Here is a 24,071-nt window from a genome sequence, read left to right as displayed (position 1 = left end):
GCTTGGAAGACGGGCAAGCGGTCCAGGCCCGGCGAGTGGGCTTTGAGCAGCACGTGTCCGAGGCGCTCCGGCCGCTGTTCGATGGTCGAGCTGACGAGCCGCCTACCGGTCCAGAGGAGCTTCTGCGACTGGAAAAGGGGTTTCGCGAGGTGCTTCAGCGAGGGCAGGATCATCAAGCCGCCTCGTCTTTTTTCAGCGATCCAAGAATGCCCGCTGGACGGGATGACCCCAAGGGAAGCGTGTCGGACGCTTTCGCAGCAGCCGGCTCTAGGCACGCCGTAGTTGAGGCCGCCGCCCCGCCAGTGTTAGCTGCCAGCCAACAGCAGATCCGGCCCTCGCCAGTTGCGTTTGACCGGCCGGTATCATCCTCGGCTGCTGCAGGCGTGCGCTTGTATGCCCCTTCGATGATCTCTCGGAAGACCAGTTCCGAAAACTGCGATCAGTTGCCCGCCTTGTGCTGCCGCCTCGCCGTCGAGGTCGAAACGCCCGCGAATCAATGGAAGGTCAGCGGGCCATGGGGGCAGAGTGCAACGGTGTCTACACCGCCTGTTTGAGGGGAGAGGTACACTTGGCTTTCCTGTTCCAGCAGCATCCGGCCGCACACCGACGCGATGGGGAGCTAGAATTCAACTCGGACCTTCGCAAGGCACGCACCGCGGCTCAAACGCCGTTCGTTTGGGAAAAATGGCTCAGTACCGACAAAGCTTCTGTAATGGCCCTAGTGGCCTCGGTTGCGCTCTTGGTCGCGATACAGTGGCAAGACCCCCAGATCAACGAGGCGGTCCTAAGCGAACTGCGGACGATTCAGATCAACTACGCATTGCTCCAGCGAGACGTCGCCCGCGCCGACATGGTATTGGACTTCCGTTCCGTTGCTTCTACCGGGCAAGCATTAAAAAGGAACCTTCAAAACTACCAACGCCTTGTTGAGATTTCGCCCAATGAGAGCTCCGGGGTGCACTCCAGGTTGGTTGCACAGCTCAAAAAGTCCCTCGAAAACACAGAAGCTGCCATCTCGAACTCGGCCGCGCAAAATGAGCTTCTGCAAAGCTCTCTCGTACGCTTTGCTCGCTCGGCTAATCGCCTTTGGGGGGGAGTGTCGAACAGGCCTGAATTTTCCAATCTGATCCTTCAATTTTCGGCCAGACCGGGATTCAGCCTCGCATTACAAATCGATCAGTCTCTCCGCCGACTTCCTCCTAGCCAGGACCAAGTCACGGAGGATGTTGCCCGCGAGGGCCGCGCTATCCTGTCCTCAATGTTGAGGTTGGACCGCGCTGTCAATCGGATCCCATCCTTCGACACGTTCGCCAAGGCTGCCGAATTGGAGCGAGAACATCTGAAAGCCTACAGCTTCGCCAGCGCGCAAGCGCAGCGTACACGGCTTTTCTTTGGCTTGGTGTCCATATGCCTCTGCTTGTTTGCGACCATTCGAGCCTCCACGCTGCATGTGCGGACGAACCGGTTGGAAAGGCGGTTAGAGCTTGAAGCGGCGATGAGTGAGATCGAAGCTTGTTTCATCGACAGTCAAGCAACGAAGGCTTCGCGGCGCTTCTCCACCGAAGCGGCGCTTAGACTCATTCAATGCGTTTTCGATGCGGATCAATGCGCGCTTGCTCTGGTGGATCCGAGTATCAGCAGGAATACCGAGTACTTTGTCGCGAACAAGCGCATGCGCGTCTGGAACGCCACGCTAATCCATGAAGTCGTCTCACTTGTACACCCGGAACAGCCAGTGTTTCGCGTCGTTCCGGCGTCGGAAGTGGTTCGGACTGCCGTAGGCACTACCGGTGTTTGTCAAATTGTTGGTTGCCGGGCCTCCGATCAGCAGGCTGCGGTTTGTATCCTTGTTTTTGAAGGAGATCGCTCACCACCCTCCACAGACGACCTCCTGGTTCTGGCGAGCGCTACTGTGCGTTTAGGCAACCATCTTGAAATGCAACGTGTACACACGGAACGTAACCTTTTTGAGAGTCGATGGGAGCATGCGGAAAGGCTGACGGCTGTCGGCACAATCGCAAGCGGCGTTACACATGAATTCAATAATGTTCTAGGAGCAATAGTCGGCTACGCAGAGATGGCTAAAGGTCTTGTGCGTCGCCCCTCGAGAATTCGGGGCCACATCGGCCAAATTATCTTGGCCAGCAACCGAGCCAAACTGATTATTGATCAAATTTTGTCACTAAGCCGAAATCGGAAGCGCGTGACGATGCCTTTCGACGTCTCGGAGAGTGTAATGGATCTCGCGCCATTGCTGCGGGTTACACTTCGTGCGGATGTTCAGTTGAACTTCAAGATCAACGAGTGGCAAACGGTGATCGAGGGCAGCCCGACCGAGATACAGCAGATCCTTATGAATCTATGCAAGAACGCGTCGGAGGCTCTCTTGAATGAGGGCCGTGTCGAGATTAGCGTTTCTCGCGCTCACGTCTGTCAAACGAAGCCCGTGGCTAAGGGCACCTTGAAACCGGGAGATTACGTTCTCCTCTCCATCAGCGACGATGGCCAAGGAATCGCAAGTTCGGTGCTTCCGCATATCTTTGAGCCCTTTTTTACCACGCGCTCTCGCGTCGGCGGGACCGGACTGGGTCTTGCTGCAGTGGACCGCCATGTGAGCGCGCTCGCAGGATGCCTTGACGTCACCTCGGCTGTTGGCCGAGGTACACGCTTCGATCTCTACTTACCGGCCTGCGCTGAGGAGCAGGTCAGAGCTGATAGCGCTTTCGGCCCATGCGATGGATCACTTGGCAACGGAGAAATCATCGCAGTCGTTGACCCCGATCCAGCAGCGTTGGAGATCTACAAGGATAAGATCGCCGCGCTGGGTTATAAGCCGGTCGGCTTCGCGACCTTCGAGAGTCTTTGCGACTGGATCGAGAGCGGGAAGGCAGCCGACCTCCTAATTTTCGATAAAGCGACTTTCCTCGGGCCAGGACAGCCCGAAGCTCTACGTACCACCCTGATGACGGTGCCCATCATCGTCGTTGGTGGAAGCGACCCCATGCCGATCACATCTGGTAATCAGACCTTCGTCCTTTGGCTAGCCAAACCGGTCTCGTCCAGGACGATGGAGCATGCAATTCGTAGGATGATAATGGCATGATGCCGCCGACGCGCTCAGGATACCGAGCTACCGAGGCAGTCGGAGGCGGAGCCGGCTGGGATCCAGCAAATACAAGAGCGTCGGACGATCTCTGCGCACCCGGCTCATGGCGAGTTCCCCTCGAACACCGTCGTCGGCTCCGCCCAAGGAAGGGCTCCCCGACCACGGCAAACCTGCCGCCGTGCTCGTGACCGTCAAGGACAAGTCGCCGCGCGATGGGGTCTGCGGGCCTCCATCCTTGACAAGTCACTGCGCGCTGGCGGCGACAGGCAACGGGTAATATAAGGTCGGGACGAGGAGATGGTCGCCAATCGGTCACGCAAGATGGTTGACGAAATGACTCGAGAGCAAAGCTTGACAATCATCGCCCCATTCACGCCAGACTTCTCCTGTGCGTTCATCATCGGCTACGGCTCCTCGCTGCCCCGACAAGGCTATCGCCGCCCGGCCGGGCAAGCGATATCCCAGGTTCCGACGTGTTCCTTTCATGCTAGATTGACCTAGGCCCCGGCAGGGCGGGAGCATGAGGCTGGGTTCTCGGTCGCGGATCTGTGAGGCAAGCACGGGGTAAGCGACGGCTCGACCCACCATTGGGAAGGCCGGCTTCGGCACGGAGGTGCGGCCTCGGCGTTGAGAGGCATCGGATCGGGTGTAGCAGGACTTTCGAACTAACTGCCGACAACACACTGGATAGGCTGTTCTCGTCGTTCGGTCCAGTTCACCAACGCCTATGTCGACATTTTACGGCGCTTCACTACTAACCGGGCACCGCACGATGGCAGCTCGTTCTCTCCGGCAAAAGATACCCCCTGTGTTAGCTTCCGTGTGTCTGCTTGCCCTCACCTGCGGGATACGTAACGCCATCCCTAAAAGCATCGAATGCGGCAGCGACAGCGCGAATCCCAAAGCGATGCTCCCGCCGTACGCGGACAAAACCGTTTTCGAAGTCCACTATTCCGTCCTTGGCCAGCATCGCCAAACGCTCATCTGAACCGCGAAGACGGATCGGATCAGATCCGTGGGCGACACAGATTGCCGGCACGTCAGCCTCGAAATCGCACATTAATCGCTCGATAATTGCGGCTCGCACGCGGTCGTCGTCTGTGAGGCGATGGCCCTTCGATGTAGCCAGTCGGCCAGCTGCGATGTGCTGGATGTAGGAATCCCGTGTAACTTCGTTTTGAACGTATCCCTGGCCGGTGCGGCCGATAGCCGACGCGCCGAAACCGATCAGGGTTCTGCAGGTGTCAGCCGAGTAGCCCAACGAGTTACGTCGCAGGCGACCTGTTTCCTGTGCCAGCGCGAGCTCGTCGTCCGGAAAGGCGAAATGGTCGAGCCCGATCTGTCGGTAGCCGGCGGCAATCAGCCTCACGGCGACAGCCGCATACTGTTCAGCGCGGGCAGCGCTGTCGGGAAGAAATTCCGCCTCGATGGGAGGCGCTGGTTCTTTATTTGGGATGGGATATGCGAGTAGCCGAACAAGGCAAGCCGGTCGGGGCGCATGGCGACCGCTGCCCTCGCCGTCTCGACCCACGACACCACCGTTTGACGCGGCAGGCGTCCCATGGTGATAACAAACCACCTTGCCGCTGAGCTCGCCTGTGTCTTTGCGTTATGCCAGTCCGTTCCGCTTAGATGTCTTGGCTGTTCCCGCCGAGACCTCACGCGCACCGTTTTATTCCCACCATCCCTCCCCGTCAGCTCCGCCTGGGAAATTCTGCCAGCTTGCCGGATCCGACGAGATAATGCAGCGCTGGGACGGACTTTGCTCGCCAGCTAGCGACCGTGGTGATCTCTGCCAAAAGGACGAGGCCATGAACGCGATCGGCGCTAACGGTGGCGGTTTGTATAAGCCTTGGGGTGGGAACTGGGCCTTCTATGCTGGCGCCACATACAAGCTCAACGAGACAACTTCGTTCTACCTTCGGCTCTCCCGGTGACCAGCTCTCAGTAGCGTCGCGGCAAACGTTGCCTATGGGCTTCTTTTCGATTTCACAGCTACGGCGACTCCAAACTCAGCAGTCGGCAAGATGGAAGCTTCCAACGGGAACTGCCCAATGCGAACAAGAAGAGCAGTGTCGGCAGTAATCCTGCGCCTCGAACGCTCATCCTAACGCCGTGAAGCGTAGAGCTCCGAGGTTGAGCAGACCAAGCCCGCAACACACTCTAAAAAAACGGCGCATACAAGCCATCCGAGATTGCAGCCTAGCCTCGGGGCCGGACGTTGTTTCATATCAGACCGGTGGGGATGAAGCCTGCCATCCAGCACCCGGTCAGTTTCAGGTCAAACTTGAACTCCCAGTCGGGTCAGAACGCGATCAACTGGCAGTCCGACGCACTTAAAAATGACAAATGGATCGCCTGCTTTTGGGCCATCCATGGGGAATTCGGGCGCGAGAGAACAAGCTCACACAGCATAAGCGAAGCTCCAGGCGAATCTTGCGCTGGCCGAGGCAGAACCATGTTTAAAGCTGCCTGTTTTCCACCTCGAACCTGTCTGAGTCCGGCCGATCGTCATAGATCGGCCAAAGCATCGGCCAGATGGCTCCCCCAATTACGGTTTGTGCGTAGTTGTCAGTACGATAGGCCTTCCGAACATCGGCCATGATCATCATCGGCAGCATCGATTTGTGTCCAAGCCTGGCGACGTCGGCTGTTTTGGGCAAAAGCCTGCACTCGCGTACCGCAGCCAACCTCGCCCCATCTCGTGCGCATCATGAACACCTACTACAGCAACCTGATCGAAGGCCACGATACGCGCCCGCGCGACATCGAACGGGCGCTGGTCGGAATTTCGATCGAGACGAGAACCGCCGCAATCTGCAGCTCGAGGCGGCCGCGCACGTTCGCGTGCAAGCCGAGATCGACCGCCTGGCTGCCGATGGGCAGTTGCCGGAACCGGCATCGGTAGGTTTTCTTCGATGGCTGCATGCGGAATTCTACCGCGATGCGGAATCGCCCATGCTGACCATCAAGGGTTCCGGCCGTGAGTTCGTCATGGCGCCAGGTGAGTGGCGATCGAAGCCAGAGCATGACGTCGCCATCGGCCGGCATGAACCGCCTTCGAGCGATCGCGTCAACGATTTCATGCAATACTTTGCCATGCGTTATCGCTTCGATAAGCTGGGCAAGGCCGGACGCATCCTGACCATTCCTGCCGCGCATCACCGCTTCAACTACATTCACCCGTTTCCGGACGGCAACGGACGCGTCAGCCGATTGATGAGCCACGCCATGGCCCTCAGGCCGGGGTCGCCGCGCACGGGCTGTGGTCGATCTCACGAGGCTTGGCACGTGGCGTGAAAAGCCGAACGGATTACAAGAGCATGATGGATCATGCCGATATGCCCCGCCAGGGTGATCTCGACGGACGTGGCAACCTCTCCGAACGCGCACTCGGCGATTTTACCTTATGGTTCCTGCAGGCGTGTATCGATCAGGTGAGCTTCATGACCGGACTGTTCGATCTCGACACGTTGGCCAAGCGGCTGTATCGGCATGTGGAGCGCAGTGGTCTGAAGCCCGAAGCCGGCCGCCTCGTGGAGGAAGCGCTCACGCGCGGTGAGTTTGACCGCGGCGAGGCATCCCGTATTAGCGGACTACCCGAACGTACGGCGCGTCGAGTGTTCAATGACGTAATCGCGCTCGGACTATTGGCGTCGGAAACGCCAAAGGGCCCAGTGTCCCTACGCTTTCCGGCGGACGCTCTGGACGCGCTGTTTCCGAAGCTTTTTCCGGAAACGTAAGAGCATAGGGCGCTCACGATCTTAGGTCACTTCTCCTCGGAACCGGAAAGATTTTCACCGGATCACCCGCGGGTTCGTCATTCCGCGTTCTGAGACGCGGGAAAAGCCGGCGCACTAGAGCCGAGGCCGCCGATGCAGACATATTTGGTGTCGAGGTAATCCTCGATGCCCTGATGTCCGCCTTCCTTGCCGAGGCCGGATTCCTTGACGCCGCCGAAGGGTGCCTCCGGCGTGGTGATGAGGCCTTCATTGACGCCGACCATGCCGTATTTCAGCCCTTCCATGACGCGGAAGGCGCGGCCGAGATCGCCGGTATAGAAATAGCAGGCGAGGCCGAATTCGGTGTCGTTGGCGAGCGCTATCGCTTCCTCTTCGGTCTCGAACTTGAACACCGGGGCGACCGGCCCAAAGATCTCTTCCTTCATGAAGCGCATATTGGGTGTCGCGTTGGCGATGACGGTCGGCTGGAAGAACGAGCCGCCGAGCGCATGGCGCTTGCCGCCGGCAACGATCTTGCCGCCCTTGGATGTGGCGTCGGCGATCAGTTCTTCGACCTTCTCGACCGCCTTCTCGTCGATCAGCGGCCCCTGCTGCACGCCGTCCTCGAGGCCGGAGCCGACCTTCAGCCCATTGCTGGCGGCAGCGAGCTTCTCGACGAACTTGTCATAGACACCAGCCTGGACAAGGAAGCGGTTGGTGCAGACGCAGGTCTGGCCGGAATTGCGATACTTGGCGGTGATCGCACCGGCGACCGCACGCTCGAGGTCGGTGTCATCGAAGACAATGAACGGCGCGTTGCCACCGAGTTCCATCGACACTTTCTTGACCGTGACCGACGACTTCTGGATGAGAAGCTTGCCGACTTCGGTCGATCCGGTGAAGGTGATCTTCGACACCAGCGGATTGGCGCAGATCTCGTCGCCGATCTCGCTTGCCGAACCGGTCAGGATGTTGACGACGCCCTTGGGGAAGCCGACCTCCTCTGCGAGCGCACCCCAGGCGAGGCCCGAATATGGCGTCTGCGAGGCCGGCTTGACCACTGCGGTGCAGCCGGCGGCGAGCGCCGGGCCGAGCTTGCGGGCCAGCATCGAGGACGGGAAATTCCACGGCGTGATGGCGGCGATGACGCCGACCGGTTCCTTGGTCACCAGGATACGGCGATCCGCCCACGGCGACGGCACCACGTCGCCATAGGTGCGGCGGCCTTCCTCGGCGAACCACAATATGTAGGCCGCGGCAGAGCCAATCTCGCCCTTCGATTCGAACAGCGACTTGCCCTGCTCGATGGTCAGCAGTTCGGCCAGCACGTCCTGATTGTCCATCATCGCGTCGTGCAGCTTGCGCAGCAGCTTCGAGCGCTCGAGCGCGGTCGTCTTGCGCCAGGTCTTGAAAGCTTCCGCGGCGGCTTCGATGGCGCGGCGGGTCTCGGCTTTGCCCGACTTCGGCACGGTGCCGATCTTGAGACCGGTGGCCGGGTTGTTGACGTCGACCGTCTGGCCGCTGTCGGCCTGCACCCATTCGCCGTTGATGAGATTGGCCTGGCGCATGAAATGGCTGGTTTTCTGAAGCATGGTCTGGCCTCCGTTCGGATAAGACAATCAGGATCCTGTATGCTGGCTGCGGCTCGCGCTTGCCCAAGCGCCTTTCGCGCGGCCGGCCGCTCCAGCGACGTCTCGCCGCACGCCGGGCGGGTTCATGCCGACTGGTCAGTCCGCGCATGGGCCGCCGCGGTCTCATCAAGAGCCGCGCGAATGCCATCAACCATGTAATCGATCTCTTTAGGGGCGATGACGTAGGGCGGGCAGATTGCCAGCACGTCGCCCATGTTGCGGATCATGACTCCGTGCTCGCGGCACCGCCGCTCGACATCGGTGCCAATTCGCAGCTCCGGCGCAAAGGCGCGACGGGTGGCGCGATCCTCGACGATCTGGATCCCCGCTATAAAACCGCGGCCGCGGACCTCGCCGACCAGTGTATGGTCGTTGAGCGCGTCCGCGAGCGCTGCATGCAGATAATCGCCGAGACGGCGCGCCTGGCTCACGAGATCGATCTCGCGGTAGATCCTGATCGCCTCGGCGGCGACGGCGGCTGTCACCGGATGGCCGGAATAGGTGAAACCGTGGCCGAACACGCCGACCTTGTGGGCCTCGTCGGCGACGCACTGGTAGACCTTGTCGGAGATAATGACGCCGCCAATGGGCAGATGACCGGATGAAAGCCCCTTGGCGACCGACAGCATGTCCGGTTCCATGCCAAAAGTCTGGCTGCCGAACCAATTTCCGGTGCGTCCGAAACCGCAGACCACCTCGTCGGACAGCATCAGAATGTCGTATTTGCGCAGCACCGCCTGAACCTTTGGAAAATAATTCTCCGGCGGTACCAGCACGCCGCCGGCGCCCATGACTGGCTCTGCGATCATCGCGGCAATCGTCTCTGGCCCCTCCGCCAGGATCAGGGCCTCGAGTTCCTGGGCCAGGCGCGTGGCGTAGTCATGCTCCGCCTCGCCCGGCAGACCGTCGAGATAGTGGAACGGCCGCGCGGCGAATATGACGGGAAGCGGCGGCAGGTTGAAGGACTTGTGCATGTGCGGCAGCCCACTCAGCGCCGCGCCCATGATCGTACTGCCGTGGAAGGCGCCAAACCTGCTGATGATCTTGCGTTTCTCCGGACGTCCCCGCGCGGCCTGGTAATACCAGGCGAGCTTGACCATCGTGTCATTGGCTTCCGAACCGGAGCCGACCAGAAAGACGCGCGCGTGGTCGAACGGCGCCAACGCGGTAAGCTGTTCAACGAGTTCGACGGTGGGCTCATTCGAGCGGTGATTGAAGGTGTGATAGACGGCGAGCTTGCGCATCTGGCGGTCAGCAGCGGCGGCCAGCCGGCTGTCGCTGAAGCCGAGCGAGGCACACCAGAGTCCGCCCATGCCCTCGATATAGCGGTTGCCCGCGTCATCCGTGACGGTCGCGCCTTCGCCGGCCACGATCGTCAACGGACCATGATCCTCATGCAGGCGTGGATCCGTTTGGGAATGAAAGTGCCTGGCCATGTCCAGCACGCGCGATTCGTTGTTCATCAAAATTCTCCTTGCGACCAGATAGGCGGTTGCTTCGGCGAGGAATATCTTATAACTTATAAGTTGTCGAGAAAAAACGATCCTGAGAGTGACGTCCAATGGCCAACGCACCCACTCCTTCAAACAACACCCTGCCACCCGACGCGGAGCGGATCGCCCTGTTGCGCGACAGGGCAGAGTTCGTCCGGCTCGAGACGCTGCGCCTCATCCAGATCGCCAAGGTGGGCCACTATTCGTCGGTGTTCTCCTGCGCGGAAATATTCGCCACGCTCTACTACGATGCGATGCGGCTGAGGCGCGGCGAGCCGCAATGGCCGGATCGCGACCGCTTCCTGATGGGCAAGGGACATGCCGCGGTCGGCCTTTACCCGCTGCTGGTCGACTGGGGCTTCTTCTCCAAGGACGTCCTCGATGGCTACACCCGGCTCGGCAATCCGCTTGGCGATCATCCCGACATGCGCAAGGTGCCCGGCGTCGATTTCAGCTCCGGCTCGATCGGCCATGCCCTGTCCGGCGGCCTCGGCATGGTGCTTGGCGGCCGTGCGGCCAACCGGCGCTTCGATGTCTATGTCCTGCTCGGTGACGGCGAGATGCAGGAGGGCCAGGTCTGGGAAGCGGCGCTCTCCGCCGCCCACCATAAGGCCGGCAATCTGATCGCCATCGTCGACCGCAACGGATACCAGCTCGACGGGCAGGTCGACGACATCATCGGCATCGAGCCCTTGGCCGACAAATGGGCGGCGTTCGGCTGGCGGGTGCACGAGGTCGATGGGCACGACGTCGTCGCGCTCGCGACGCTGCTGCGACAGTTGAAGGCCGAGGCAGACCGCACCCGGCCCGTCTGCATCATTGCCAAGACCTCCAAAGGCAAGGGCGTTGGTTACATGGAAACCGAACCCGGCTGGCATCTGGGCTATCTCGCGCCATCGGACGAGGCCTTGGCCGCCGAAGAGATCAAGCGTGGAGGCAAAACACAATGAACGGCCCGATCGATACCAACTCCTGGCAGTACCGCCAGATCAACGCGCGTGCGCCTGGCCTGAGTTATCTGGCCAACGCGCTCATTGATCTGGTCGAAGACGGTTATCCGGTCGTGGCCGGTACGGCCGACCTTCAATATTCCAACGGGCTGGTGCGGTTCGCGCAACGCTTTCCCGAACGCTTCACGCAATTTGGCATTTCCGAGCAGAACATGGTTTCGGCTGCTGCCGGCATGGCCAGCACCGGCGCCATGCCGTTCGTCGCTACATTCGCTTCTTTCCTGGCGCTGCTGTGCTGCGAACAGATCAGAACCGACGTCGCCTATTCGGCGCTGCCGGTGCGGCTGATCGGTCATCATGCCGGTATTTCACTCGGCTTCTACGGCACCTCCCACCATGCGACGGAAGATCTTGCCATCATGCGAAGCATCGCCGACCTCACGGTCGTCGCGCCAGCTGACGGCCCGCAACTGGCGGCCGCCGTCAAGGCGTCTGTCAATCATGCCCAGCCAATCTACTTCCGCATTGGCCGCGGCCAGGAACCGCTGGTCTATGAAGACGACGGCGTCGACTTCCAGTTCGGCAAGGCGATCGTTCACGGCGAAGGATCGGACCTGACCATCATCGCCTGTGGCTCGATGGTCCATCCCTCAAGGGAGGCTTACCGCGCGCTGCGCGCGGCGGGCAAATCCGTCGGACTGATCGACATGCATACGGTGAAGCCAATGGATACGAAGGCAGTGCTCTCGGCCGCGGCTCACTCCCGCTTCATTCTAACCATCGAGGAACACAATATCCTGGGCGGTCTGGGCGGCGCCGTGGCGGAAATCCTGGCGGAGGCGGGCAGCCCGGCACGGTTGATACGCCATGGCATCCGCGACGAATACAGCCTGATTGCGCCGCCAACGCATCTCTACAAGCACTACCGGCTGGACGCGGCGGGAATCGAGGCCACCGTTCTTGAAGCCCTCGGCTGAGCCGGCGGACCATAGCCATGCACGGACATTCCGATGACCGATCAGAATAACACCGCCCGACTCATTGAGCGCGCCGGTGCGGTGATGCCGGGCGGATTGCTCAGCCCGAGCCGCAGGCTCGGCGCGCCGCATGTATTTGCCCGGGCGCAGGGTGCGTTTCTCTACGACGTCGATGGACACCAGTACACCGACTTCCACTGCGGCTTCGGCGCCAATGTGCTTGGCCACTGTCATCCGGCGGTGCGTGAACGCATCGCTGCGGTCTCCCAGGACATCGATCTTGTCGGCGCGGGAACGATGCGGCTAGAGATCGAGGTGGCGGAGGCGCTGGTCGACTGCATCCCTTGCGCGGATCTCGTCGCCTTCTGCAATTCCGGATCGGAGGCGACCTATCACGCCCTGCGCCTTGCCCGTGCCGCCACCGGTCGCAAGCGCATCATCAAGTTCCAAGGCGGCTATCATGGCTGGCACGACTATGTCGCCATGAACGTACAGTCGCACGCGCAGGCGATCGGCAAGTACGATCCCATCAGTGCTGGCATCCTCGAGGATGCCGCCCGTCACACCATCGTGCTGCCTTACAACGATGCCGGCGCCGTCGAGGATTATCTCAAGGCCAATCCAGGCGATGTCGCGGCGATCATCATCGAGCCAATCGCTCACAATATGGGGTCGGTGATCGCGACGGATGTTTTCCTGCGCGAGCTGCGTCGCCTGACCAGCGATCATGGTGTCGTGCTGATCTTCGACGAGGTCATCACCGGCTTTCGCCACGCGCTCGGCGGCTATCAGTCGATCGCCGACGTCACGCCTGATCTCGCGACCTTCGGCAAGGCGGCCTCCTCAGGCTATCCCGTTGGCGTGGTGGCCGGTCGTCGCGATCTCATGGCGCTCGTCGGCCGGACCGGGGAAGGATCCGTGTTCATGGGCGGTACTTTCAACGGCACGCCGTCGACGCTCGCCGCCATGCAGGCGACGATCGAGGAGCTGTCGAAACCAGGCTTCTACGACCGCCTGTTTGCCCTCGGCGCTTTCATGCGCACGCAGCTGGATGGCATTATCGATCGCCTCGGCCTGCCCGCGCAGAGCGCCGGGTTTGGCTCGGTCTGGCTGATCTATTTCCTCAGCGGTCCTTACCGCGACTACCAGGACTTGCTGGGCAACGACGATGTTTTCGATCTTGCATTCCGCAGAGAGATGGTGGCGAACCGGCTGATCGGCCAGCCGCTTCCGCTCAAGCGTCTCTACCTGTCAGGGAGCCATGACCGGGCGACAGTCGAGAAATCGCTGGATATCATCGAGACAATCCTGCGCAAGCTCTCCGCTGGGAAACCCGCCAGCTCCTAGCCATGTTTCGCAACGGACTTATAGGATATAAGAGCGTCTCGCACTATCCGTTGTCGATTCGGTGCGGCCAAGATTGCAGCGGTGGACCATGAGCACGATGCAGCCAATCGAGCAAGGCAGTCTATCGGCGAGAACTTATATCTCGCTGCGCGAAGCCCTGATCGCCGGCAATTTCCGGCCCGGCGAAAGACTGTTGATGCAGGATCTGGCGCAACGGCTGGGCACCAGCGTCACGCCTGTGCGCGAGGCCTGTTTCAGGCTCGTCAGCGAGCAGGCGCTGGAACTGCGGTCAGGGCGGTTCATCACCGTTCCAGAGCTGACCCGGTCGCGTTACTGGCAGGTCCGGCTCATTCGCATCGCGCTCGAGGGACTAGCGGCCGAACTCGCCGTTGAGCATGTTTCGGAGAAGGACATTGCAAAACTGGTCGAGATCCATCGCGATTTCGTGGCCGGCGAAACGTCCGGCGATGCTGACCGCGCCCGTCGCGCCAATCGTGAATTCCACTTCGGCGTCTACCGCCTGTCCAAGATGGATATGCTGATCGCCCAGATCGAAAGCCTGTGGGTCTCGATGGGCCCTATCCTTAACGTGTATTATCTGCAGGCCGAGAACGATTACATCGGCGCGGAGGAGCACGAGACGCTGATCGAAGCGTTTCGGACCCGCAACAAGAAGGTGGCGCGTAAGGCGATCGAACGCGACATCGTGCGCGGTGGCATGAACCTGTTGCGGTATTTCGACGAACAGGACGCTGCCGCCAAGCGGGCGTGATCGAAGCCGCCGGTCATTTGCTGGCGACCTCTCTTCGCGCTGGCTCAGGCCGCCCGAAGGCGCGCGGTGGCATCCTGGTCGACGGCCCAGACGCCCTGCTCGGCGTCCAGCACCAGGGCAACCTTGTAGGATTGGCGAGCCGCTTCGCTCGTCAGCCAGCCGCGGTCAACGCTGGCCGCGACACGGCGGACATCGCGCTTGGTCGGGTCGCCGTAGCCACCGCCGCCACAGGCAACGAACTCGATGCGCTCGCCGGCGCGACACGCCTCCTCATGGAACGCAGGCAATTCCACCAGCTTGCCGTCCGTGCCGCGCTTGGCGCTGCGACTGGCCTTGGCGTCACCGCCGCCCAGCACGCCACGCGGCGGAAAGGTTGTGCCATCGGCCGAGTAGACCAGTGTCATCTCGTGGTCGACGGGATAGAAGACACCGCCCACCGCGGGAGCGCCCTCGAACTCGCCAATTCCTTGGGTATCCGCCACCACGCCGCGCGATTCAATGATGATGGGATACATAGATTCGTCCACCTCCACGGAATCCAGCGCGATCAGGCCGCCATTCGCCGGCCCGCAATATGTCAACCAGCCGTCATAGCCGTGACGCGCGCCGCCGCCGGCGTAGCCAATGAAGACCTGGTTGACGTAGGGCTGCCCGTCCTTGAACGGATCCTTGCCCGAAATCACCCCGATCCCCGCCGGCAGGTGCGAGCCGCTCTCGGCCTGGCCATAGGGTTCTCCCATCGTCGAGAACACGCAATTGCCGGCGATGATCAAGCGGTCGTTGACATTGGTGGTCGCCACCGAGGTGCCTACGGGGTAGCGGGGTTTGCCAACCACGCTTCCCTCCCGCATCAACACCTTGATCCGGCTCTTGGCGCCCTCGTTGTGCGGGATGCCGTCGTCGAGATTGTTGAAGACGCCAATGCGGCACGAGCCCGTGCAGGTGTTTTCCGACAGGTTGAGACCGCCAGGGACGTTATCCATGTTGTCACGCACGTCGACCGTGATCTCGCCGGCTTCAGGGTCGACATCGATGGTGATCCGGACCGGGATGCCCTCCTCCGCCACGCCGGGGACCGGGTCATGGCGGACCTCGTAGGAGAACTTGCCCTTCGGCAATTTGGCGATCTCGGCCATGGCGCGACGCGCACCGTAGTCGAACCAGTCCTCGACGAAATCCAGCAGCGTGTCGCGGCCGTATTTTTCAAGCAGTTCCAAGAGACGGCGTCGACCGGTCCTGCAGGCGCCGATCTGGGCTCGCACGTCGCCCAGCCAGATGTCTGGAACACGGTTGCGCATCATGCCGATGCGCAGGATGTCCTGCTTCTCCCGGTGCTGTTCGACCACACGCACGCAGGGAAAATGGATCCCTTCCTCATAAACGTTCTTGGCAAATGGCAGATAGGTCGAAGGTGTCGGCGCGCCAGTATCGGCGTGATGGGAAAGCGCCACGGCCCAGAACAGCGGCTTGCCGTCGAAAAAGATCGGCATCGCCATGATCAGGTCGGCATGATGGGTGCCGCCAGTGTATGGGCAGTTGTTGAGGAAGATGTCGCCGTCGGCGATATCGTCGAACAACTCCGTTATCGGACGGGTCGCCAGATCCATCGACATGACGTGGATCGGCAGCGCGTCCTCGGTGGAAACGAGGCGGTGATCATAGGTCAGGATCGCACAGCTCAGGTCGCGGGCGTTCTTGATCACCGCTGAGCGGCTGGCCCGCATCACGACCAGCGTCATTTCCCGCACGACGGCCTCGAACCGGCTTTTGAGAACCGACATCAGGAACGGATCGACGCGGCGCGTTGGCGTCTCCAGGCGAATGACAGGTGAATTCATTTTATGATGCCTTGCTCGGGAAGGTTGGTGTCAATCGACGGTCACGACGATGTTGCCTTGTGGGTCGACGCGCCCGCGATGTCCGTCCTTGAGGAAGGCGGTGAACGTCGTCGCCTCCACCAGGCATGGCCCAACAAGCGCCGCCCCCGCGCCCAGCTGGTCCATGTCGTAAACAGGCAGAGAGCTCGTCCGCCGGGTTTCATGCAAATAAGCTGACCGATGGGTCTTGGCGACCGGCGCCGTCGCCTGGTCGGCCAGCCTGAAATCCTTCCAAGCATCCTGATTGGCCCGCTTGCCCACCGCGCGCAGCTTCCAGTTGGTGAATTCGACAATGTCGCGGTCGGATCTGATCGAATAGATGCGTTCGTGCATCTGATGAAACGCTTCGACGAGACTTGGGAGTTTTTCCGCTTCGAGGCGCGCCTCGTTGGCTTCGAAATGGACCTCGATTTCCCAGGATTGGTACTCGTAGCGACCAAGAAAGGAGAACTCGAAACGCCGGAGATCTGGCTCAACGCCGGCCTGTTCGAGGAATGCCTCGCCCGACACCTTCAACCGCGCCAGGATGTCGGAGACGCCAGCGGCGTCGAAGCGCCGGGTCGAGGTCAGGAAAACCGCGCTTTCCTCGCGCGTGATATCAGAGATCAACCCGCCGAACGCGCTCAACCCAGCCATGAAGCGCGGGATCATGTAGCGTTTCAAGCCCAATATGTCGGCCATCTCGGCGATGTGGATGGCGGTCGCGCCGCCGCCGCAGACAAAGAAACTGTCGCGTGGGTTTATGCCCTCGCGAATGGTGATTTCCTCGATGGCCCCGACCATGTTGTGGTTGCTGGTGGTCTGGATGGCGTAAGCCGCGTCGAGCAGCGGGATGCCGAGCCGCGTCGCGATGCTCGCGACCGCTTTCTCGGCCAGTTCGCGGCTGATCTTGATCCGGCCGCCTAGAAAATAATCCGGGTCAATGATGCCGAGCACGACATTGGCATCGGTGACCGTCGGCGCCGTGCCGCCCGCTCCGTAGCATGCCGGCCCCGGCCGCGCGCCAGCGCTTTGAGGTCCGACCCGCAGCAGGCCGCCATCATCGACCCAGGCAATCGACCCGCCGCCGGCGCCGACCGATCTCACATCCACCTTCGCGATCCCCAGCGAGTCGTCGTGGATCATGCTGTCCGGGGTGACGATGATCTGGTGGTCGCGCAAAGCCGAGACGTCGAATGTGGTGCCGCCCATGTCACCGACGATGACATTGGCTTCGTCGCTCAGCGCCAGCGCGGCCATCGGCGCCAGCGTCGGCCCCGACATGACGCTGTAGATTGGCCGCCGCAGCATCTCGGCGGGAGGCATCATTCCACCGACGCAGTTGGCGAGCAGCAGCTCGCCCTGGAAACCCGCCTGCGAAAGTGCTTGCCGCAAGTCCTCGATATAGGTGCGCACGATCGGATTGATCGACGCGTCGATAGCGGCCGCGATGATGCGCTTGTACTCGCGCGACATCGGATTGACTTCATGGCTAAGCGTGACCGGGATCTCCGGCCATGCCTGCGCGATGATATCGCGCACCGTTGTTTCATGGATGGGATTGACGACCGACCAAAGCAGACCGACCGCTATCGCTTCGACCCCATAGCGCCGGAAGTCGGCTATCGCCGCCTCGACATCGGATCTCGACAGAGGCGTGAGCTCCCGCCCGCGCGCATCGATGCGGCCCCGCGCCGTCTTCGTCAGGTGGCGCGGGACATAGGGCTCGGGATAGTCGAGCCGCCACTGGAAGGCGCCCTTGCGCGGCCCCTCGCGCAGGACGAGGATGTCCTGATGTCCTTCGTTGAGGATCAATCCGACCTTGACGGTCTTGCGCTCGACCAGCGCGTTGGTCGAGACGGTCGAGCCGTGTACGATCAAGTCGATCTTGGTCATGAACGTCGCGGGATCGAGCCCGTATCCGGCCGCCGCCACGTGCAGCACGTTGATGAATCCCTTCTCGAATTCGCCGGGCGTGGTGGGCGATTTGAAGATCGAGATTTTCCCACCGGGCTCGGAAATCAGGCAATCGGTGAAGGTTCCGCCGATGTCGATGCAGACTTGATAAGCCATTTAAGGTCCGAAGCTGTTAGCGTTTCTTGTAATCGCGGCCCAGTATCAGGCTGGCCAGAATGATGAGGCCCAAAAGAACCTGCTGCAGATAGCCGTCGACCTGCATGAGGTTCATGGCGTTGGAAATGACCGTGATGAACAGGGCACCGAGCAGAGCCGCGGTGACGCCTCCCTCTCCGCCGGTGAGGCGCACGCCACCGACCACCGCCGCCGCTATCGATTCCAGGGTCAGGTTGCCGCCGAGATTGGGCTCGCCCGATCCGGTCCGCGCGGTGAGCAGCATGGCGCCAATCGCGGCCAGCAGCGAGCAGACCACGTAGTCGATCGCAACGACGCGTCCGGTGCGAACGCCCGCCGCCTTCGCCGCGCGAGGGTTGGCGCCGATGAGATACAGGCCGCGCCCGAACACGGTGAAGCGCAGGACCAGGAACAGCAGTGCGAAACACAGCGCGGCGAACAGGATGGGCACCGGAATGCCGATCAGCCGTCCCTCCGCCAAGGCGTCCGTAAAGGCTTCGGGAACGCCCGGCACGGGAAAGCCGCCGCTGACGGTTGACGCCAGTGCCATGACAATGTTGGCCATGCCAAGCGTCGTCACCAGTGGATTGATGCCGATACCGGCGATGAGGACGCCGTTCAGCCCGCCGATCAGCAGCCCGACGCCAAGGCCAGCGGCGATCCCCCACAGGATGGGCATATCGCCGCTTCCGGTCATCACCATCGCCGATATGACGCTGACGAGCGAGACGGTAAAGCCAAGCGACAGGTCGAAGCCGCGCGTCAGCAGCACCATGGTCTGCGCCATGGCAAACAGTGCGAGATAACTCGTCTGGATCGCGATGTTCCAGAGATTGCCGCTTGAAACAATGCGCGGGTCGAGCAGACCGAGACCCAGCAGGGCCAGGAATACGAGCCCCGGCAGCTTGGCCTGCGACGCGAACTGGCGGATGTCCGGGCGAGCGCGGTCAAGAACAACCGGAGCCGCCATGTCTGGACGATCAGACATTGGCCCGCCTCCCCTGAACAATTCGGTCGAAAGCCAGTGCGCCGATGAGCACCGAACCCAGCACCAGCGTCTGGAATTTGCTGTCGATCTGCGTGAGGTTCATCGCATTGGCGATGATCGCCAGGCACAGCGCCGCCATGGCGACGTTCTCGGCGCGGCCTGAGCCGCCGCGCAATGAAACGCCGCCGATCACCGCCGCTGCGATCGTCTCCAGTCCGAGCGTCCCGCCGATCGTCGACTGGCCGGAACCGATACGGGCGGTGATCAGCACGCCGGTGAGTGCGGCCAGGAGACCGGAGAGCACATACGCGGTAATCAACACACGGTGTGTGCGCACGCCCGACAGTCGGGCGGCGCCGACGTTGCCGCCGACGGCGTAGAAGTGGCGCCCGAGCGCGGTCCGACGCTGCAGAATGATGGCGATGGCGATCACCACGATCGCCAGCAGCAAGGCCGGCGGCAGGCCAAGCACCTGCCCTCGCCCGATGGCATAGACGAAGGCGTCGGAAACGCCATAGATCGGGATACCCTGCGTGTAATAGAGCGTAAGTCCCGCGACGATCGACAACGATGCCAATGTCACCATGAAAGGTGATAGGGAAAGGCGCGCCACCAGCGTGCCGTTTACCAGGCCAACACAGGCGCCGCAGGCCAAGGCCAGCGCTACCGGCATCAGCAGCTGGAGCCCATGCGCGTCGGGCATCGCGGCCATCGCCGCGGCCGTGACCACGGACGCCAAGGCCATGGTGGCACCGACCGACAGATCAAAACCGCCGGTGGTCATGACGATCATCTGGCCGATCGCCGGAACCGCCAGGAAGGAGAAATTGCGCAGGACGTTGAGGATGTTCAGGCGGTTCAGAAAACGCGGTTCGACGATCGCGGCCGCGGCCGCAACCGCGACCAGAAGCAGGATGACGATCCCGCCGGTTTCCAGAAAACGGCGCCGCAGCGTGTCAGGGCTCATGCTGCCTCCGTGGCGCCGGTTTCGGCGTCGAAATAGTGACGCAGCACAGTGGCCTCGGTGATGCCGTCGGCTTTGAGTTCGGCGACTATGCGCCCTTCGCGCATGACATAGACGCGGTTGGCCAGGTGAACGAGCTCTGGCAGTTCGGACGATGACAGCAGAATAGCCGCGCCGTTCTCCACCAGGCTTTTCATAAGCCGGTAGACCTCGCTTTTGGCGCCGACGTCGATGCCAACCGTCGGTTCATCGAAAATATGGACGGAGACCGGGCGCATCAGACCGCGCGCCAGCACGAGTTTCTGCTGGTTTCCTCCCGAAAACGACGCCGCCGCGCGTTCCGGCGCCATCGGTCGCAGAGCCAGGGTCTTCAACGGCGCGGCTATTGCCCGGCGCTCGCGCCATGACTTGAGCAGTCCGCCCTGGGACAGTCTCGGATCGTCGAGCGCGGCCATGGTCACATTCTCGCGACCCGGGCGGCTGAGGGCCAGTCCCTCGGCGCCGCGATCGGCCGGGTAGTAACAAAGTCCAGCACGCAACATGCTGTGCGGCACTGGCGCTCTGACCACCTCGCCATGGAGTTCGATCTCACCGGACGTCACACGCTCCAGGCCGAACACGGCTCGGCAAAGTTCGCTACGACCGCAGCCAACCAAGCCCGCCAGGCCGACGATTTCGCCAGCTCTGACCACGATGGAGGCATCTGATAGGGTGCCGGAGACACTGATCCCCCTGGTCGCCAGCACGATTTCGGCGGGGCGCTGGCTAATTGATGGATAAAGTCGTTCGACCGGCTGGCCGACCATCATCTCGATCAGGGTCGCGTCCGATGCCGCGGCGATGGCCACTGTGTCGATCTTGCGCCCTCCTCGCAAGACCGTGACACGGTCCGCGAGCCGACGGATCTCGGCCATGCGATGCGACACATAGATGATGCCGACGCCCCGCGCCTTGAGGCCCGCGATTGCGGCGAACAGTTTTTCCGCTTCACCGTCGGTAAGCGACGCGGTCGGTTCGTCGAGGATGAGTATCTTGGCATCCGAAAGCATGCCCTTGGCAATCTCGACCATCTGCTTTTGCGCCCGGGTCAGCGTTTCGATCTTGCTGTCCAGCTCGACGTGAAAGCCAACGTCGCGGAAGCGTTCTTCCGCGCGGGCACGCATCGCGCGCCGATTTAGGAAAAGCCTTCCCTTGATCTCGCGTCCAAGAAACAGGTTCTCCTCGACTGTGAGGTCGGGGACAAGACTGAATTCCTGGAACACAGCCGCCACCCCGGCATCGCGGGATTTCTGTGGGGTCAGCGCGGAAACGGTTTGGCCGTCGATACGGCAAGAGCCTTCGGTCCAGCCGTAGGTTCCCGCTATCAGATTGATGAGCGTCGACTTTCCGGCGCCGTTTTCGCCGAGAAGGGCATGGACCTCACCGCTCAGCAGCGTGAAATCGACGCCGTCAAGCGCCACCACCCCCCCGAAACGCTTCGTCATACCCGTAAGTTCAAGCATCGCTGACACCACCGAACTCGAAGCAAAACGGGCGGCAGGCCAGGCCGAGGTCTACCGCCCATCGAAGATGCGACTATTGTACCGAAAATTCAGGCTTCCACCCATCGGGCGCGAAAATCTGCGTCGGGTCGATTTTGTCGACGTTGTCCTTGGTCACGATACCCGGCGCGACCAGCAGAACCTTCTCATAGTCCTTCTTTTCCAAGGCGCGCACCGCGAGGTCGACGCTGATGCGGCCCATCATCACCGGATACTCGGCGGCAAAGCCAAGCACCTTGCCTTCCTTGACCAGCTTCAGCATCGTCTGGTTCTCGTAAGACGACATGATCACGACATCGTCGCGGCCAGCGTCGGCGACGGCGCTGACGGCCGCTTCCGCCGCAGCAGCCCCGCCCCAGATGACATTGAGATCCGGATAGGTCTGCAGGGCGTCCTCGACGAGGCGCAGGCTTTGCGGAACGCCGGGCTCACCATAGAGCTCGGCCGCGAGCTTGATGTTGCCGGTTTTGATGCTGTCGCGAAAGCCCGCCATATAGCTCTCCGCCCAACCCGATCCCTGCGGACCCGGAAGGCCGATTGCGGTCGTCTTTTTGTCGCCGAGATACTTCTTGAGGTACTCACCCTCCTGAAAACCCTTCTGGTAGGTATCGGGCGTGATGCGCGCGGTGATCGGAGTTTCCAGGATGGGATTGGCGACGGCGATCTGGACAAGACCCTTGGCGTCGCCCTCCTTCAGCTTGGCCGCCAGGCCGGCTTCCGAGATGGCGGCGACGAGGATGCCCTGGGCACCGGATGCGACGCAATCGTCATATTGCGACAGCTGCTTGGGCAGCGCGTCATAGCCGCCAGCCTGCAGGACCGTCACTTTGACACCCAGGCGCTTTGCTTCCTCAACGATACCGTAGTCGACCGAGACCCAGTAGCTGTCCTTGAGGTGCGGAAACAAGACGCACAGGTTCCAAGGCTTCTCGGCCTTTTCCAGCGGCACATAGTCGAGTGCCTCGACTTTTTTCAGATCGCCGCCCTTGGCCGAGTTGATCTTGAAGGGCCACCAATCCTTGGCCTGGGCGGCGTTGGGCAGGACGGCCACGCCGGTGACGAAAGCCGCCGCGAGGATGGATCGGAAAGCGTGATTCTTGGTCATGTGATTCCCCATTTTCGTGTGTTCCCGGGTCCGGAGCCGGCGATTTCGCCGGCTCCGCGGTCTGCCTTGGGAGCAGAGGCTTGCTGGCGGATCGTAGTACCGTCTAGGCGAGTCCGCCTTCAGGGCCATCCGCGCCGTTGTTCATTTTCACAGTGCTACCGTACTACTTATAAGTTATAAGTCAATAGGGTTTTCATTAGCCGGTGCTCAGCCGGGAAGGTGTCTTCAATCGCGGTTTCGCTGCCTCGACCGGGATCACAATCCATTTGACGAAAGACGAGGTCGGAGACAGCAGCCATGCAACTGGCCGCGGCGATGTGGGCTTCCTCGCGACCGACCGGTATGCGGCTTGTCGATCGAGTTGCCTGACATCAAGCGCCGGCGAATAAGTCAAAGCCATCAGCGTGGCCTTCGAATACAGAGCCATTGGTCAGCAGCCGCACTTCGCTAGCCACCAAATCGTCTAGGGTCTTTAGGGAGGAGATGTGCCCAGTGCATTCGCGTGCTGCAACAGCCGCGCTGAACCGCACGGCAGCGTGCCATAACACGCTGCGGTCGGATGATTGTTGAAATGACGGTTCCCCGCGCACGACCGTGCCCCTTTCCAACTTCTCTCGTCTGGCGCTTGCCAGCCTGAGTTCTTCCTAGAGGTCGGCGCCCGGATTGCGGGTGTTGTCTTGCGACATCATTCTCCCGGCAGCCGGGCAAAGGCCCGCAACGTGGAGGCTTCTAAATGGAACGCGGGTTCCCGATGCTTAGTGGGTGGTGCTGCTTGAGCAGGGGCAGGGCAGCACAGCCTCCGCCGGCAAGCCGTCGCGGCCGGTTCCCTTGATAGCGTGCCGGCGCAAGTCCCGCGTCACCAGGCTCGCAAATCGCGATGCACGTCCAGCCATTGCGACATGGTTTTGCCAGCTGAGAGGCCGATCCCGTGTGCGGCGAACAGTCGAAACACTGATTGGTCGGTGTGCGTTCTTGGCGTATTGTGCAGCACTTCTGGCATTACTGGCCTTGCGGGGATGACGAGTCGGTCATGCGACAGTATGGATGTCCCTATCGGAATAGCCGGTCCGCCTTATCGGTCGTCACACCCGCATATCGCTCCGCTTCTAGGGAAACCCCATCACGCGAGGAAAGACATGGCCAGCAGGATTGATTTTTGTTTCCGGCTTCAGCTCAAACGATTCATCATTGAGTAGTTCGAGGCCGAACAGATCACCGCCGACGGCAATGCGGGCGGGTAGAGAGGGTTCTATGATATGACAAGCGATTTTTCCGCCGCCCGAGTGCCTTTAGATCGAGCGTATGACTACCTTTGTGGGGATGACCCGATGAGTCAAAGGGGCCGCGAAGCCTTGGACCTGCTAATTGAGGCGGTTGCCGTCGAAGAGTTCAAGCAGCCACGCCAAAGCGCTGAGGTGCTAAGGTTTCCGATCGGGCGCCGCTGCTGAGGTAATCTCCACGGCCGCCATGTAGCCTCGCGGGTGAGGCGCTCACGGCAGGGACTCGCCGCCCCGTGAGGGCCGGAACG

General features: G+C 61.5%; 16 protein-coding genes and 2 pseudogenes. 8 read left to right on the top strand and 10 right to left on the bottom strand.

Annotation, left to right across the window (positions count from 1 at the left end):
• Nucleotides 1-568 precede the first annotated feature (568 nt).
• Entirely contained in the window at nt 569-3,103 is a 2,535-nt protein-coding gene (locus tag NKK51_RS27265; RefSeq protein ID WP_031204404.1) for a two-component system VirA-like sensor kinase, read from the top strand.
• A gap of 814 nt (nt 3,104-3,917) precedes the next feature.
• Here NKK51_RS27265 and NKK51_RS27260 read toward each other — a convergent pair.
• Nucleotides 3,918-4,660: pseudogene (locus tag NKK51_RS27260) on the bottom strand (oxygen-independent coproporphyrinogen III oxidase); the annotation flags it as partial.
• 1,047 nt (nt 4,661-5,707) lie between these two features.
• Between NKK51_RS27260 and NKK51_RS27255 the strand changes: the two are divergent.
• Both NKK51_RS27255 and NKK51_RS27250 read left to right on the top strand, forming a co-directional pair.
• On the top strand, nt 5,708-6,406 hold the full coding sequence (locus NKK51_RS27255) for a Fic family protein (RefSeq protein ID WP_245264324.1): 699 nt from the start codon (nt 5,708-5,710) through the stop codon (nt 6,404-6,406).
• 23 nt (nt 6,407-6,429) lie between these two features.
• A complete protein-coding gene (locus NKK51_RS27250; protein ID WP_023737287.1) occupies nt 6,430-6,849 on the top strand; it encodes a Fic family protein in 420 nt (139 codons plus the stop codon).
• 77 nt (nt 6,850-6,926) lie between these two features.
• Here NKK51_RS27250 and NKK51_RS27245 read toward each other — a convergent pair whose 3' ends face one another.
• Nucleotides 6,927-8,420: an NAD-dependent succinate-semialdehyde dehydrogenase gene (locus NKK51_RS27245; protein WP_023768617.1), complete on the bottom strand. Its 1,494-nt coding sequence runs from the start codon at nt 8,418-8,420 to the stop codon at nt 6,927-6,929.
• Nucleotides 8,421-8,542: 122 nt separating this feature from the next.
• Complete coding sequence (locus NKK51_RS27240; RefSeq protein WP_023747618.1) at nt 8,543-9,922, bottom strand: aminotransferase; 1,380 nt, start codon at nt 9,920-9,922, stop codon at nt 8,543-8,545.
• 161 nt (nt 9,923-10,083) lie between these two features.
• Between NKK51_RS27240 and NKK51_RS27235 the strand changes: the two genes are divergently transcribed.
• From NKK51_RS27235 to NKK51_RS27220, 4 genes are all read left to right on the top strand, one after another.
• Nucleotides 10,084-10,902, top strand: coding sequence for a transketolase (locus NKK51_RS27235; protein ID WP_352555212.1), 819 nt, complete (start codon nt 10,084-10,086; stop codon nt 10,900-10,902).
• A complete protein-coding gene (locus tag NKK51_RS27230) occupies nt 10,899-11,879 on the top strand; it encodes a transketolase family protein (protein WP_023747620.1) in 981 nt (326 codons plus the stop codon). Before NKK51_RS27235 ends, NKK51_RS27230 begins: the two co-directional genes overlap by 4 nt.
• A 33-nt stretch (nt 11,880-11,912) precedes the next feature.
• Nucleotides 11,913-13,226: an aspartate aminotransferase family protein gene (locus NKK51_RS27225; protein WP_023737065.1), complete on the top strand. Its 1,314-nt coding sequence runs from the start codon at nt 11,913-11,915 to the stop codon at nt 13,224-13,226.
• A gap of 88 nt (nt 13,227-13,314) precedes the next feature.
• Nucleotides 13,315-13,998: a GntR family transcriptional regulator gene (locus tag NKK51_RS27220; RefSeq protein ID WP_023737066.1), complete on the top strand. Its 684-nt coding sequence runs from the start codon at nt 13,315-13,317 to the stop codon at nt 13,996-13,998.
• A 44-nt stretch (nt 13,999-14,042) separates the two neighbouring features.
• On the opposite strand, the gene NKK51_RS27215 is transcribed toward NKK51_RS27220, so the two are convergent.
• The 7 genes and pseudogenes from NKK51_RS27215 to NKK51_RS27185 all read right to left on the bottom strand — a co-directional run.
• Complete coding sequence (locus NKK51_RS27215; RefSeq protein WP_352555210.1) at nt 14,043-15,836, bottom strand: hydantoinase B/oxoprolinase family protein; 1,794 nt, start codon at nt 15,834-15,836, stop codon at nt 14,043-14,045.
• A gap of 30 nt (nt 15,837-15,866) precedes the next feature.
• On the bottom strand, nt 15,867-17,927 hold the full coding sequence (locus tag NKK51_RS27210) for a hydantoinase/oxoprolinase family protein (RefSeq protein ID WP_352555208.1): 2,061 nt from the start codon (nt 17,925-17,927) through the stop codon (nt 15,867-15,869).
• Between the two features lie 16 nt (nt 17,928-17,943).
• Entirely contained in the window at nt 17,944-18,933 is a 990-nt protein-coding gene (locus NKK51_RS27205; RefSeq protein WP_031204409.1) for an ABC transporter permease, read from the bottom strand.
• A complete protein-coding gene (locus NKK51_RS27200) occupies nt 18,926-19,900 on the bottom strand; it encodes an ABC transporter permease (RefSeq protein WP_352555206.1) in 975 nt (324 codons plus the stop codon). Before NKK51_RS27200 ends, NKK51_RS27205 begins: the two co-directional genes overlap by 8 nt.
• Nucleotides 19,897-21,381, bottom strand: a complete 1,485-nt coding sequence (locus tag NKK51_RS27195) for a sugar ABC transporter ATP-binding protein (protein ID WP_352555204.1) — start codon at nt 21,379-21,381, stop codon at nt 19,897-19,899. The genes NKK51_RS27200 and NKK51_RS27195 overlap by 4 nt, the downstream gene beginning before the upstream one ends.
• A 91-nt stretch (nt 21,382-21,472) precedes the next feature.
• Nucleotides 21,473-22,543: a TMAO reductase system periplasmic protein TorT gene (gene torT, locus NKK51_RS27190; RefSeq protein WP_023707089.1), complete on the bottom strand. Its 1,071-nt coding sequence runs from the start codon at nt 22,541-22,543 to the stop codon at nt 21,473-21,475.
• A 475-nt stretch (nt 22,544-23,018) separates the two neighbouring features.
• Nucleotides 23,019-23,524: pseudogene (locus NKK51_RS27185) on the bottom strand (ISNCY family transposase); the annotation flags it as partial.
• A gap of 275 nt (nt 23,525-23,799) precedes the next feature.
• Here NKK51_RS27185 and NKK51_RS27180 point away from each other — a divergent pair.
• Nucleotides 23,800-23,991 (top strand): hypothetical protein, encoded by a 192-nt coding sequence (locus NKK51_RS27180; RefSeq protein WP_352555201.1) that lies wholly within the window; start codon nt 23,800-23,802, stop codon nt 23,989-23,991.
• The last annotated feature ends 80 nt before the right edge of the window (nt 23,992-24,071 follow it).

Origin of the sequence: Mesorhizobium sp. M0011, assembly GCF_040324155.1 — a bacterium.
Lineage (GTDB): Bacteria > Pseudomonadota > Alphaproteobacteria > Rhizobiales > Rhizobiaceae > Mesorhizobium.
Note: the sequence above shows the minus strand (reverse complement) of the source record. Positions and strands in the feature narration are given on the sequence as shown.

Bases quoted from the DNA above. Each gene is read 5' to 3' on its own strand.
- NKK51_RS27240 (WP_023747618.1), bottom strand. From the start codon at position 9,922: ATGAACAACGAATCGCGCGTGCTGGACATGGCCAGGCACTTTCATTCC.
- NKK51_RS27230 (WP_023747620.1), top strand. From the start codon at position 10,899: ATGAACGGCCCGATCGATACCAACTCCTGGCAGTACCGCCAGATCAAC.
- NKK51_RS27215 (WP_352555210.1), bottom strand. From the start codon at position 15,836: ATGAATTCACCTGTCATTCGCCTGGAGACGCCAACGCGCCGCGTCGAT.
- NKK51_RS27180 (WP_352555201.1), top strand. From the start codon at position 23,800: ATGACAAGCGATTTTTCCGCCGCCCGAGTGCCTTTAGATCGAGCGTAT.
- NKK51_RS27255 (WP_245264324.1), top strand. From the start codon at position 5,708: ATGATCATCATCGGCAGCATCGATTTGTGTCCAAGCCTGGCGACGTCG.
- NKK51_RS27195 (WP_352555204.1), bottom strand. From the start codon at position 21,381: ATGACGAAGCGTTTCGGGGGGGTGGTGGCGCTTGACGGCGTCGATTTC.
- NKK51_RS27225 (WP_023737065.1), top strand. From the start codon at position 11,913: ATGACCGATCAGAATAACACCGCCCGACTCATTGAGCGCGCCGGTGCG.
- NKK51_RS27245 (WP_023768617.1), bottom strand. From the start codon at position 8,420: ATGCTTCAGAAAACCAGCCATTTCATGCGCCAGGCCAATCTCATCAAC.
- NKK51_RS27250 (WP_023737287.1), top strand. From the start codon at position 6,430: ATGATGGATCATGCCGATATGCCCCGCCAGGGTGATCTCGACGGACGT.
- NKK51_RS27220 (WP_023737066.1), top strand. From the start codon at position 13,315: ATGAGCACGATGCAGCCAATCGAGCAAGGCAGTCTATCGGCGAGAACT.
- NKK51_RS27200 (WP_352555206.1), bottom strand. From the start codon at position 19,900: ATGAGCCCTGACACGCTGCGGCGCCGTTTTCTGGAAACCGGCGGGATC.
- NKK51_RS27210 (WP_352555208.1), bottom strand. From the start codon at position 17,927: ATGGCTTATCAAGTCTGCATCGACATCGGCGGAACCTTCACCGATTGC.
- NKK51_RS27205 (WP_031204409.1), bottom strand. From the start codon at position 18,933: ATGTCTGATCGTCCAGACATGGCGGCTCCGGTTGTTCTTGACCGCGCT.
- torT (WP_023707089.1), bottom strand. From the start codon at position 22,543: ATGACCAAGAATCACGCTTTCCGATCCATCCTCGCGGCGGCTTTCGTC.